This is a genomic window from Citricoccus sp. (assembly GCF_032154715.1).
In the GTDB taxonomy this organism is placed as follows: domain Bacteria; phylum Actinomycetota; class Actinomycetes; order Actinomycetales; family Micrococcaceae; genus Citricoccus.
The window spans coordinates 1-13052 of sequence record NZ_JALDXU010000093.1 but is presented as its reverse complement, the minus strand read 5'-3'; the positions used below and the strand labels follow the sequence as shown (position 1 = coordinate 13052).

Genomic DNA, 13052 nt, shown 5'->3' with positions numbered 1-13052 from the left:
ACAACACCGAGGTGAACGCTGCCGACAACACGGCTGACAACACCGAGGTGAACGCTGCCGACAACACGGCTGACAACACCGAGGTGAACGCTGCCGACAACACGGCTGACAACACCGAGGTGAACGCTGCCGACAACACGGCTGACAACACCGAGGTGAACGCCGCGGATAACACCGAGGTCAACACGTCTGACAACACGGCCGACAACACTGCTGGTCCGGTCATCGACGTGACGCCGAAGACGGTTGAGCAAGGTGACACCACCCTTGTTACCGGCCTTGGCTACACTCCGGATTCGACTGTTTCGGTCTACCTGAAGCAGTTGGACGCTCCGGCTACCCTCCTGAGGGCTCTGCCGAACGACCTGGGTACCCTGCTGAGCGACGAGCTCGCTACTGACAGCAACGGTGAAACGGCTGTTCGTTTGGAGACGGCGGAGCTCGACCTGGCTGACTACCGCGTCACTGTGGTCGACAACGAGACCGAGAGCGGCAGCTGGTCGACGTTTACGGTCATCGCGCCTGATGCCGACACCGCCGACAACACCGAGGCGAACACTGAGGTGAACACGGGTGAGAACACGGAGGCCAACGCTGACGTGAACACTGAGGTGAATACGGCTGAAAACACCGAGGCGAACACTGACGTGAACACTGAGGTGAATACGGCTGAAAATACCGAGGCGAACACTGAGGTGAACACGGGTGAGAACACCGAGGCCAATGCTGACGTGAACACCGAGGCGAACACCGAGGTGAACGCGGCTGAGAACACCGGCGTCAACGCTGGCGTGAACACCGGTAACAACACCGGCAACAACACCGGTGCCAACGCTGGCGGCAACACGTCCGGCAACTCGAACGGTGGCACCCCGACTCTGGGGGCCTCCTCGCAGCAGCTGGCGAAGACTGGTGCAGACCAGGGCTGGCTGATCGGCGGCGGAGTGCTGTTGCTGCTCATCGGCGGCGGCCTGTTGCTGACGCAGCGCCTGCGTCGTAGCTGATACGAGTTAGCACAACGGGAGCGGTGGGTCTGAGGCCCGCCGCTCCCGCTGTGCTGTTCAGCTTTGGGGATGAAAGGGAACCATGAAGAACAAGAGAAGGCTGGGGTTGTTCCCCGTGATAGTCCTCATCGTGGGCGCGCTGATCGTGTGCGGCCACCTGCTCGCCACGGCGGCGTTCACCGGTCCGCAGACGCCACTGAAGTCGTCCCTGCAGCCGGCACTCAACAAGTACTTCCTGGGCCCGCTGGACCAGGGTTGGAGTCTGTTCGCGCCCGGGCCGTACTCGCAGGATGAGCAGTTCCTGATCCGGGCGTGCCTGAGCTCCGCCGAGGTCTGTGCCGGCGGAGATGCCGCCGGCGCCGAATTCAGTGACTGGCACAACATGACGGCCGAAGAACAGGAGGCGATCCTCTACAACATCTTCGCCAACCGGGAGACCCGCCAGTCTAAGGCGGTGCATGGCCGCCTCTGGAGCGCCAACAGTGACCTGAGCGAGGAGAACCAGGAGCGAGCCAGCGGCAACCACGTGGACGGGGCTCCCGTCTTCGGCGTGGACCTGTACTCGGACGAGGCCACGGAAGCCTTCCCTGCCGGGGAACTGAACCAGATGCGCACCTATCAGCGGCTCGAGAACGCCGCGGTGGGCTTGGCCACCCTGCGTGGCCAGGAATTGTGGGACGAGGACTTCTCCATGGTCGAGGTGCGGTTGCGCCGAGACCCCATCACGCCGTTCGCGTCACGCTTCGACGAGGACAACGAGACGAGTTCCCAGTGGGTGAACATCGGGTGGCGTCCGGCCCAGCAATTCGATGAGGAGGTGCTGGCAGCATGGCGCTGACCACTACAGAGCAGAACACAGAGCAGAACCGCCCGGCATTGCACCCGGAACCGGACTCCACGCCCACGCCGGGGGCGCAGCCCGCTCCGAGCGTCTCCGCGTGGGTCCGCCGTCACCGCAACGCCCCCGCGAACCTCTTCAACTGGATCCTGGACTGGTTCATCCTGAACCGGCATGCCGACTACGGCCTGGCCGTCATGCGCATCGCCTCCGGCACCCTGCTCGTCGGCTGGCTCGTGTTCAACTTGCCCATCGCGTCACGGATCTGGGGACCGGGTTCGGCGTACTGGGACGAGTACCGCGAGATCCTGGGCTACCAGTGGCCTCTGGATATCCTCCGGGACGCCGGGCCAGGCCTGTTCTGGGCCTGGTACCTCGTCGCCATCGCGCTGGCCCTGGCGTTCGTGCTGGGCTGGCGGACCCGGGCGGTGACGCCATTGCTGTTCATCTTCTACACGGCCATCAACGCGCAGAACACTCCCATCTCGGACGGCGGAAACTACTTCATCCGCATCATGTTGATCTACCTGATCTTCGCGGACATCTCCCGGCGCTGGTCCCTGGATTCCAGGCGTCGCCGGAAGAAGGGTCGAGAGGAGACCCAGACCGGAACCATCCTGCACATCCTGGCGCTGGTCCTCGTGGTCGGACAGCTGTGCCTTGTCTACCTCGAGGCCGGGCTTTACAAGGTGCAGGGCTCCCTGTGGCAGGACGGCACGGCGATCTACTACCCGGTCCAATCCGAGGCGTACGGGGTCTTCCCATGGCTGGCGGATGCCCTGACGTTCTCTTCCTGGGGCGTTGTGCTCGTCACGTACTTCACGGTGATCGTCCAGATCGCGTTTCCGTTCCTGCTGTTCCACCGCATCACCCGGCGCGTCGCCCTCGTGGCGATCCTGGCCATGCACCTGGGCATCGCGATCGTGATGGGCCTGCCGTTCTTCTCCGGCATCATGGCCTCCGCGGACGCCGTCCTGGTCAGCGGGGCCACCTGGGTCACCATCGCGGCGTGGGGCCGTGCCCGGTTCGGCGATCTGCGGGCCCGCCTAGGTGCCAAGGTGTCGGAGAAACCGCGCACGACGCACGGGCCGCGCCACCCAGCGGACAGCGATTCGGTCTCGGTGTAGCCTCGCAACCCCTGCTCCGAACACCACACGTCCGGCCATCCCTTGCCAGCGGGGTGGCCGGACGCGTAGGTAAGAAGCATGGAGACTCCCCACGGCACCCTGAACCGCGACGAACTGCAGGACTACCTCAACCACCACCTGCTCGGCTCCAAGAGCGGAGTGCGCCTGTTCCAGGCCGCCGCGAGCACGTGGGACGGCACCCAGTATGAGCAAGAGTTCCTGGAGATATCGAAGCAGGTCAGCGAGGAACAGGACGAACTGAAGCAGCTGATCGACAAGCTCGACCTGCGTCAGTCGGTGGTGGAGAACGCCTTGGGACTCGCCGCTGAGACGGCCGGCCGGCTCAACCCGGTGAACATCACCCGATCGAAGTCCGAGGGCATGACCCAGGTGGAGATGGACATCCTCCAGAGCGCCCTGCAGGGCAAAGCCGGCATGTACGCCGTGCTGGCCAAGCTGGCGGAGCGCTTTCCCAGCGCCGGCCTGGACGGCCAGCGCATGAAAGACCTCTACCAGCAGGCGCAGGACCAGCAGGCCAGAGTGCGCCGCATCAGTGACGAGACGATGGATACCCGCTTCGTCGCCCAGACTGACGAGGACGGCCTCGGGACGTCGTCATGACCGCCCGGGACCGCATCGCCGAACCCTGGGGCATGCGCACCCCTTACGCCGCCGGGGAGGACTGGCCGGTGCGGGTGGACACGCACCTGGACGAGGGGCTGGACCCGGAGAGCGTGGACCGGTGGGTGCAGACCGCCTCCATCCTGCATTCCAACGGGGACGCGCTGGACGTCGCGGTCAAGGACGGGCGGATCGCCGGGGTCCGCGGCCGGGCCGGGGACCGGGTCAACCATGGGCGGCTGGGAGTGAAGGACCTCTACGGCTGGCAGGCCAACGGCTCCCTGGACCGGCTGACCCGTCCGCTGGTGCGGGAGGGCGGCGAACTCGTGGAGACGGACTGGGACACGGCCATGGACCGGATCGTGTCCCGCACCCAGGACCTGCTGGAGGAGCAGGGTGCCAGTGCCCTGGGTTTCTACACCACCGGGCAGCTGTTCGCGGAGGAGTACTACACGCTGGGCCTGATCGCCCACGGCGGCCTGGGCACCAATCACGTGGACGGGAACACCCGGCTGTGCACCGCCACGGCCGCCGCCGCCCTCAAGGAGTCCTTCGCCTGTGACGGCCAGCCGGGCAGCTACACGGACATCGACCATGCTGATGTGATCGCCCTCTACGGGCACAACATGGCCGAGACGCAGTCGGTGCTGTGGATGCGGATCCTGGACCGCCTCGCCGGCCCGAACCCGCCCCAGCTCATCTGCGTGGATCCGCGGCCCACGGAGGTCGCCCGCCACGCCGCCGTGCACCTGGCCCCGCGGCCGGGCACGAATGTGGCGATGATGAACGGCCTGCTGCACGAGCTGATCGCCCACGGGCACATCGACCGGGGCTACCTGGACGCCCACACGGTCGGATTCGCCGACCTCGAGCAGCGGGTCCGCGAGTACACGCCGGAGCACGTAGCCCAGATCTGCGACGTCCCCGCTGAACAGATCCGGGAGGCGGCCCGCATCATCGGCCAGGCGGAACGCCTGCTCTCGACCGTCCTGCAGGGCTTCTACCAGTCCCATCAGGCCACGGCGGCGTCCGTGCAGGTCAACAACGTGCACCTCATCCGGGGGATGCTGGGCCGCCCCGGTTGCGGGATCCTGCAGATGAACGGCCAGCCCACCGCCCAGAACACCCGGGAGTGCGGAGGAGACGGAGACCTGCCCGGCTTCCGCAACTGGTCCAATGACGAGCACGTGGCGGACCTGGCCCGGGTCTGGAACGTGGAGCCGTCCAGGATCCCGCACTACGGGCCGCCCACCCACGTGATGCAGATGATGCGCTACGCCGAGGACGGGTCCATCCGTCTACTGTGGGTCAGCGGTACCAACCCGGCCGTGTCCCTGCCGGAACTGGCGCGGATCCGCTCCATCCTCGCCCAGGACCGGCTGTTCCTGGTGGTGCAGGACCTGTTCCTGACCGAGACGGCCCAGCTGGCCGACGTCGTGCTTCCGGCCGCCACGTGGGGTGAGAAGACCGGGACGTTCACGAACGTGGACCGGACCGTGCACCTGTCCGAGAAGGCCGTGGACCCGCCGGGGGAAGCGCGGCCGGACCTGGACATCTTCCTGGACTACGCCCGCCGTCTGGATCTGCGGGACAAGGACGGCGAGCCTCTGGTGACGTGGCACGATCCCGAGTCGGCGTTCGAGGCCTGGAAGGAGTGCACGCGGGGCCGCCCCTGCGACTACACGGGCCTGAGCTATGACAAGCTCCGCGGCGCCTCTGGGATCCAGTGGCCGTGCAACGAGGACCATCCCGAGGGCACCGAACGGCTCTACGAGGACGGATCCTTCTTCAGTGAGGCATCGTATTGCGAGAGTTACGGCAAGGACCTGTTGACCGGCGCCCCGTTGGAGCCGAGCGAGTACAAGGCGCTGAACCCGGACGCGAAGGCCATCATCAAGGCTGCGGCGTACCTGCCCCCGCATGAGCAGCCCAGCGAGGACTTCCCGCTGCAGTTGATCACCGGCCGGACGCTCTACCACTTCCACACCCGCACCAAGACGGCCCGCGCCCCGCAGCTGCAACGGGCCGCTCCGGAGGTCTGGGTAGAGCTCGGCGCCGAGGACGCCGCCACCGTGGGGATCCAGGAGGGCGATCTCACGGAGGTCACCACACCGCGCGGCAGCGTGACGGCTCAGGCGAGAATCACCGGCATCCGCCGCGGCGTGCTGTTCCTGCCCTTCCACTACGGCTACTGGGACACCGGCGGAGGTTACGCCCCGGGCGGCGGCGGCCGGGCCGCCAACGAGCTGACCATCACCGACTGGGACCCGGCGTCCAAACAACCGATCTTCAAGACGGCGGCAGCCCAGATCCGCCGGCTCGAGTCCCTGCCAGGCCCGGCTCCCGCCCCCACGACGACGGCGTCCGCCCCGGTCGGTGACGTCGGCTTCCGTACGGCGGGGGACCACACCGCACAGGCCGACGAAGAGGTGCGCACAGCCACCGAAACCGCCACCGCCACTGCCACTGAACGGGGAACACGATGAAGCTCGGACTCGTCCTGCACGAACTGCACCGTTCCGAGAACGACCTGGCCCAGGAGCTGCTGCACGCCTCGGAACGCCACCAGGTGGACCACTCGATCTACCATCTCGGCCGGGACCTCGCGGAGTGGTCGCGTCAGCACGTGCGGGAGATCGCGGACATTGGCGCGGACTACGGCCAGCACCTGGACCGGGAGCCGAAGTCCGAGCTGGCGGCGGCCCGCCGACTCCGGGAGCGTGGCAGCGAACTGCTGGGCCGCAAGGGCTTCCCGGAGCTGGCGCTACTGCACGACCTGCGGGAGATCTACACCAAGGCCTGCGGCGTTTCCGCTGACTGGGAGATGCTGGCGCAGGCGGCCCAGGGCATCCAACACCTGGACCTGCTGGCCGTGGTCCAGCGCTGTCACCCGGACACCCTGCGGCAGATGAAGTGGGCCAACGCGGCCATCAAGGAGAACTCGACTCAAATCTTGGTGAGTTGAGCCCGGCCGCGCTGTGCCCGGGAGACCAGGGTCAGCCTTAGAGTGCGGCGCTGAACTCCTTCAGCCAGGGCCGTAGGCCCGGACCCAGATCATCTCGGTCGCAGGCCAGTTCAATGACGGCCTGCAGGTAGCTGAGCTTGTCACCGGTGTCATACCGCTTGCCGGAGAACACCACGGCATGGACGCCAAAGCCGTCGCCCTCGCCCTCAGCCAGGACCTGAAGGGCATCCGTCAATTGGATTTCGTTCCCACGACCCGGTTCGGTGCGTTCGAGGACGTCGAACACGGCCGGGCTCAAAACGTAACGGCCGATCACGGCAAGATTGGACGGAGCTAGATCAACGTCCGGCTTCTCGACCAAACCCGTCACCCGGACCACGTCACCTGGGTTGTCGTCCACAGCCGAGACTTCCGCCACCCCATAAGCGGAGATGTTCTCCCGGGGGACCTCCATGAGGGCGATGACAGAGCCGCCCTTCTCTTGCTGGACATCTATCATGCGCTCGAGCAGATCGTCTTTCTCGTTGATCAGGTCGTCGCCCAGTAACACGGCGAAGGGGTCACGGCCGACGTGCTGCTTCGCACACAGAACGGCATGGCCCAGGCCCAGGGCGTCGTTCTGACGCACGAAGTGGATATTGCCCAGGTTGGTTGCCTCGTGGATTTTGTCCAGCTTGCCGAAATCGCCCTTGAGCTCCAGGGTGTGTTCCAGCGCTGGTACCCGGTCAAAGTGGTCCTCAAGGGCCCGCTTGCTGCGGCCGGTGACCATCAGCACGTCATCCAGACCGGCTGCTTTCGCTTCGGCCACGACGTACTGGATGGCCGGCATGTCCACCACCGGGAGCATCTCTTTGGGCATGGCCTTGGTGGCGGGCAAGAAGCGTGTTCCCATGCCAGCGGCAGGGATGACGGCTTTCTTGGCGCGAGCGTTCTGCGAGCTGGGGGTCATAAAGGAAGCATAGCTTTCGTAGTTTTCTCGAAATCGAAACAGCAATAATGCGACATCAAAGCGGGCGCGCCCGACTACTCCACCGGAGAACTCGAGCGATGACCGGCGTTGCCGAGACCTTCGGCACCGTCGAAGCCGTCCAGCAGTGCCCGGAGGGCCTGCTGGGAGCTGACGGTTTCGCTCCACCCGGTCGTCTCCCGCAGCTTGGAGGTGTCCATGATCGGGACGGTCTCGGCCATGTCCACCCAGCCGGGGTCCGTCGGCTGCAGCCGGGCGGCATAGGTGGCGGCGGCCAGGGCCTTGAACACGGGCACCGGAAGCTCCAGGTACCGGCGTGATCCGAGTAATTGGCCCACGGTCTGGGCATCCAGCACCGGATCGGCGGCCACATTGAAGGCTCCGCCGGCCCTTTGCCGGACCACCCGCCAGTAGGCCTCGGCCATATCCGCGGCAGCGACGGCCTGGAACCGGATGCCCGCCGGGAACGGCAGCACCGGCAGCCGCCCCACGGCCAGCAGCCACGTCAGCAGGGGGGCGGGCACCAGGTCGCCGATGAAGTAGTCCTTGATCTCCGGTGCCGGCACCGCCCCGAAGATCAGCCCCGGCCGCAGCCGCGAGACCAGGGTCCCGGGGTTCTCCGCCTCGAAGGCATCCAGCAGGTCTTCCACTTCGGCCTTCTGCGCGCCGTAGTGAGAGGTCGGAGTCCCCGTGGTGGGGTGGGACTCGTCCACGGGAACGGTCTTGGAGCCCTTGCCGTAGGCACCGATCGAGGAGGCATAGACCAGGTGGGGGACGCCGGCGTGGGCCACCGCCTGGAAGACCGTGCGGGTGCCCTCCACGTTGACCGCGCGCAGGAACTTGCGGTCGCGGTTGGGGCGGATCACCCACACCAGGTCCACCACCGCGTCCGCGCCGCGCATGGCCGTCTCCAGCCGAGGGCCGGCGTCGGGATCCGTCACGTCGATCTTGAGCCATTCCACGCCTTCGAAGGGCGGACCGGGACGGTCCGGGCCGCGGCGTGACACCCCGACGATGGAATCGACCTCGCCGGAGGCCTTGGCGGCCTGGAGCCGGTGCAACAGGGCGGTGCCTACGTTGCCGGTGGCACCGAGGACCACGACTCGCATCAGACCTCCCCCTCGGGCGCCACCACGGGGACCGTGGAGGTCACGGGGGCGATCTCCGGCTTGAGGACGACCTTGATGCAGCCGTCCTCCTTCTTCTGGAATGTCTCGTACATCTCCGGCGCCCGGTCCAGCGGCACGTGGTGCGTGGCCAGGTCCAGGGTCCCGAGCGGATCGGCGGGGTCATCCACGAGGGGCATCAGGTCGTCGATCCAGCGCTTCACGTTGCACTGGCCCATGGTGAGTTTGATCTGCTTGTCGAACAGGGTCAGCATCGGCATGGGGTCGGCGGTGCCGCCGTAGACGCCGGACAGGGAGATGGTGCCGCCCCGCCGGACGGACTCGATGGCGGTGTGTAGCGCGGCCAGTCGGTCCACGCCGGCCGCCTGCATGGCGGCCCGCCCGAGGGCGTCCGGCAGGAGCCCGACGGCGGCGTGAGCGGCCCCGGCGGCCGGGGAACCGTGCGCTTCCATCCCCACGGCGTCCACCACCGCATCCGGACCGCGGCCGTCCGTGGCCAGGCGAAGACGATCAGTCACGTGCTCGTCCTGATCGATGGTCTCGATGCCGTGGCGTTCGGCCATGCCCCGCCGCTCGCTGACCGGGTCCACGCCGATCACTCGGTAGCCCAGGTGCTTGCCGATGCGGGCGGAGAACTGGCCGACGGGCCCCAGCCCCAGCACGGCCAGGGTGCCGCCCTCCGGGACGTGGGCGTACTGCACGGCCTGCCAGGCGGTGGGCAGGATGTCCGAGAGGTATAGCCATTGCTCGTCCTCCCCGGAATGGGGGACCTTGATGGGCCCGTAATCAGCATGTGGAACCCGAAGATACTCAGCCTGCCCGCCGGGAACCGAGCCGTAGAGCCGGGAGTAACCGAACAGGGCCGCCCCGGAACCCTGCTCCCTGACCTGGGTGGTCTCACACTGGGACTGCAGTCCGCGCTCGCACATCCAGCAGTGCCCGCAGGAGATGTTGAACGGGATGACCACGCGGTCACCGGGGGAGAGGTTATGCACCCCGGAACCGACCTCTTGGACGATGCCCATGGGCTCGTGGCCGATCACATCATCCTTGTCCATGAACGGACCGAGGACCTCATAGAGATGCAAGTCCGAGCCGCAGATGGCGGTGGAGGTGATCTTGATGATCGCGTCCGTGGGTGCCTCGATCACGGGATCCGGGACGTTCTCGACGCTGACGTTGCGCTTGCCTTGCCAAGTGAGTGCCTTCATGTTCGCCACGCTATGGTCCAGGCTGGGTGCCTGTGAAGGGGCGGCCGATGGCAAGCAGCGAACCGAGGAAAGCACTCGTGAAGCTGGCGAAAGTTAGAACGTAATGTGTCTACTTCCTGACTCAATCGCGTGCTCTAGCAGAGCCTCGTAGTCTGCGCACACCTGCTCCCAACTGTAGTGAGACCGAGACCGGGCGAAAGCCTTGGCTCCTAGCTTTTCGCGGAGCTCCGGATCGTTGAGCACCCTCAGACAGGCGTCGGCGATATCGCTTCCGTTGGGCTCGACAAATAGCGCTGCATCGTCCAAAACTTCTCGGTTGTAGACGGTATCGCGGGCAACCGTGGGCGTGGAACAAGCCATAGCTTGGACCAAGGCGGGGTTGGTGCCTCCGACGCTATGACCGTGGAAATAGACGCCGGCATTTTGCCACAACCCGTGCAGGTGCTCATCATTGCTGATGTGGCCTAGCCAAGTCACACGCGGTGAATCGTCCACCAACCGTCGAATCTTGTCCTCAATGGGATCGGTGTACCCAGCCGACCCCACAAGAATCACGTCGTGGGTTTTGGCGATAGTCCGTGCGGCGTCGAGGAACGGACCTATGGTGTTCTCCGGAACGAAGCGCGCAACAAGAAGAGCGTATTTCCCTGACTGGCCCTCAGCCGGAATAGGAAGGTCTCCGGGCTCATCGCCTCCGTAAGGAATGAACTCCAGTTTTCGATGGGTCTTGTTCTCCCAGCGCCTCTTGATTTCCTTGGAATCCGCGATGAGGTAGTTGGCAGTGATCGCCGAAGCGCGTGCTCCCTGTCGGAACAATTTGCGGGCCGCTTCGCCCCATTTGGCTCTCTCCCACTCGATGCCATCAACGTTCAGAATGGTGGGCACGCCACGGACCTTGAGCAAAGGGAGAAAGTATCCGTTCGCCACATTCATGATGAGCGCTACATCAGGCTTCTTGAACGCTGCATGGACTGTGGATGTGAGCCCGTAGCTGAGCGTGCTCAGTTGTTTAGTCTCGATACCCTTCGTGAGAACGGACTGCACTCTCAAATCCACCTGAGGGTCGTCCTCCTTGACGCCGTCAGGTCGACTGTAGACCGTAACGTCCCAACCGTTCTCAGCCAAGAACGGGGCTAGCCTCCGGACAGCCGTTTCGAAGCCGCCGTAGTAACTGGGGTATCCCCGGGTTCCGATGATGGCCACTGATTTGCTCAAGTGCAGATCCTTTGAGAGCGCGTGGCCTCATTTTGGTCGGTGGCCACTTCAATATGCGTTGAAGACTCGGCCAGATTACCAAGTGTCGTGTCTTTCGATGTCCCTGACACGATGAGGGAACGGCGTATCCGGAGCGGTCCCACGTTCAGTCCAATTGGGGAGGGTGAGGAACACGGTCGCTTGCCCACTCGGATGAAAGGCTACGGATCCGGGATAACCTAGTCCCCATGTGTGGAATCGTCGGCTACATTGGCCAGCCCTCTTTGTTGGACCAGCGCTCGTCCCTGGACGTGCTCATGGAAGGCCTCAAGCGCCTTGAATACCGTGGATATGATTCCGCCGGTGTGGCAGTGGTGACTGATGGTGAGGTGGAGCACCGCAAGAAGGCCGGCAAGCTGGCCAACCTTACGGCAGAACTCGAATCCCGTCCGATGCCGGTGGCATCCGTGGGGATCGGTCACACCCGGTGGGCCACCCACGGCGGCCCTACCGACCTGAACGCCCACCCGCATCTGGCAGACAACGATCAGCTCTCTGTCATCCACAACGGCATCATCGAAAACTTCGCCGAACTTAAGAAGGAAATGCTGGCCAACGGCGTCGACTTCCGTTCGGAGACTGACACTGAGGTGGCGGCAGCTCTGCTCGGCCACATCTACCGCCATGAGGGTGGGCGGGACCTGACCAAGTCGATGCAGTTGGTCAGCCAGCGGCTCGAGGGTGCATTCACCTTGCTGGCCGTCCACGCCGAACATCCCGACCGCGTCGTTGCCTCCCGTAAGAACTCCCCGCTGGTCGTCGGCTTGGGGGACGGGGAGAACTTCCTTGGTTCAGACGTTTCTGGGTTCATCGATTTCACCCGCCGCGCGGTGGAACTCGAGCAGGATCAGGTGGTCACCATCACCGCCGACTCCGTCGAGATCACCGACTTCTTCGGGAACCCTGCCCAGGGCAAGGAATTTACCGTCGATTGGGACGCCTCCGCTGCCGAGAAGGGTGGCTTCGCCTCCTTCATGGAGAAGGAAATCCACGATCAGCCGGCCGCCGTGGCAGACACCCTGCTGGGCCGCAGCGATGTTGACGGCAACCTGATCCTCGACGAACTCCGCATCGACGAGGACGAGCTGAAGTCCATCCGGAAGATCATCGTCCTGGCTTGCGGTACGTCTTCGTATGCAGGCATGGTCGCCAAGTACGCCATTGAACGGTGGTGCCGGATCCCTGTGGAGGTGGAGCTATCCCATGAGTTCCGCTACCGCGATCCGATCATCGACGCGTCCACCCTGATTGTCTCCATCTCTCAGTCGGGCGAGACCATGGACACCCTTATGGCGGTGCGCTATGCCAAGGAGCAAGGTGCACGCACGGTATCGATTTGCAACACCAACGGATCCACGATCCCGCGTGAATCCGATGCCGTGCTCTACACTCATGCGGGCCCCGAGATCGCGGTGGCCTCCACTAAGGCCTTCTTGGCCCAGATCACGGCGGCGTACCTGTTGGGCCTCTACTTGGCTCAGTTGACCAAGAAGCTCTACCGCGAGGAGATCAAGGACATCCTGTCCGATTTGGCGGCCATCCCGGCCAAGGTCCAACAGATCCTGAACAACTCTGACGGGATCAAGGAGCTGGCGCGAGCCATGGCCGAGACTTCCTCCGTGCTGTTCTTAGGCCGGAACGTGGGTTACCCGGTCGCCCTCGAGGGAGCCCTGAAACTCAAGGAACTGGCGTACATCCACGCCGAGGGTTTTGCTGCTGGCGAGTTGAAGCACGGCCCGATTGCACTCATCGATGAAGGCCAGCCGGTCTTCGTGGTGGTGCCCTCGCCGATGGATCGCCACTCCCTCCACGCGAAGGTGGTTTCCAACATTCAGGAGGTCCGCGCCCGCGGCGCTAAGACCATCGTGGTGGCCGAAGCTGGCGATGAGACTGTCAGGGACTACGCGGAGCAAGTCTTCTACGTCCCGGAGACTCAGC

At 64.9% G+C, this 13052-nt stretch carries 11 protein-coding genes; 7 read left to right on the top strand and 4 right to left on the bottom strand.

All coding sequences use genetic code 11. The annotated features are described in order from the left end of the window. The 6 genes from RUH65_RS13040 to RUH65_RS13015 form a co-directional block, all read left to right on the top strand. On the top strand, positions 1–1004 hold a 1004-nt coding region (locus tag RUH65_RS13040; protein ID WP_313817976.1), incomplete at its 5' end, for an LPXTG cell wall anchor domain-containing protein. 82 nt (positions 1005–1086) lie between these two features. Next, positions 1087–1842, top strand: a complete 756-nt coding sequence (locus RUH65_RS13035; protein ID WP_313817975.1) for a DUF5819 family protein — start codon at positions 1087–1089, stop codon at positions 1840–1842. Beyond that, on the top strand, positions 1833–2969 hold the full coding sequence (locus RUH65_RS13030; RefSeq protein ID WP_313817973.1) for an HTTM domain-containing protein: 1137 nt from the start codon (positions 1833–1835) through the stop codon (positions 2967–2969). Before RUH65_RS13035 ends, RUH65_RS13030 begins: the two co-directional genes overlap by 10 nt. Before the next feature lie 78 nt (positions 2970–3047). Then, the gene (locus RUH65_RS13025; protein WP_313817972.1) at positions 3048–3590 is read left to right on the top strand and encodes a hypothetical protein; all 543 of its coding nucleotides are present in this window, start codon (positions 3048–3050) and stop codon (positions 3588–3590) included. After that, the gene (locus RUH65_RS13020; protein WP_313817971.1) at positions 3587–6076 is read left to right on the top strand and encodes a nitrate reductase; all 2490 of its coding nucleotides are present in this window, start codon (positions 3587–3589) and stop codon (positions 6074–6076) included. The genes RUH65_RS13025 and RUH65_RS13020 overlap by 4 nt, the downstream gene beginning before the upstream one ends. Then, the gene (locus tag RUH65_RS13015; RefSeq protein ID WP_313817970.1) at positions 6073–6555 is read left to right on the top strand and encodes a hypothetical protein; all 483 of its coding nucleotides are present in this window, start codon (positions 6073–6075) and stop codon (positions 6553–6555) included. The genes RUH65_RS13020 and RUH65_RS13015 overlap by 4 nt, the downstream gene beginning before the upstream one ends. A 37-nt stretch (positions 6556–6592) precedes the next feature. Here the strand turns inward: RUH65_RS13015 and galU are convergent, their stop codons facing one another. The 4 genes from galU to RUH65_RS12995 form a co-directional block, all read right to left on the bottom strand. Continuing rightward, the gene (galU, locus tag RUH65_RS13010) at positions 6593–7504 is read right to left on the bottom strand and encodes a UTP--glucose-1-phosphate uridylyltransferase GalU (protein ID WP_313817969.1); all 912 of its coding nucleotides are present in this window, start codon (positions 7502–7504) and stop codon (positions 6593–6595) included. A gap of 74 nt (positions 7505–7578) precedes the next feature. Next, positions 7579–8631 (bottom strand): NAD-dependent epimerase/dehydratase family protein, encoded by a 1053-nt coding sequence (locus RUH65_RS13005; protein WP_313817968.1) that lies wholly within the window; start codon positions 8629–8631, stop codon positions 7579–7581. Continuing rightward, positions 8631–9860 carry a zinc-dependent alcohol dehydrogenase gene (locus RUH65_RS13000; protein WP_313817967.1) on the bottom strand — a complete coding sequence of 410 codons (1230 nt, stop codon included), beginning with the start codon at positions 9858–9860 and terminating at the stop codon, positions 8631–8633. The genes RUH65_RS13005 and RUH65_RS13000 overlap by 1 nt, the downstream gene beginning before the upstream one ends. A 93-nt stretch (positions 9861–9953) precedes the next feature. Next, on the bottom strand, positions 9954–11075 hold the full coding sequence (locus RUH65_RS12995; protein ID WP_313817966.1) for a glycosyltransferase: 1122 nt from the start codon (positions 11073–11075) through the stop codon (positions 9954–9956). Positions 11076–11302: 227 nt separating this feature from the next. Here RUH65_RS12995 and glmS point away from each other — a divergent pair. After that, on the top strand, positions 11303–13052 hold a 1750-nt coding region (gene glmS / locus RUH65_RS12990), incomplete at its 3' end, for a glutamine--fructose-6-phosphate transaminase (isomerizing) (protein ID WP_313817964.1).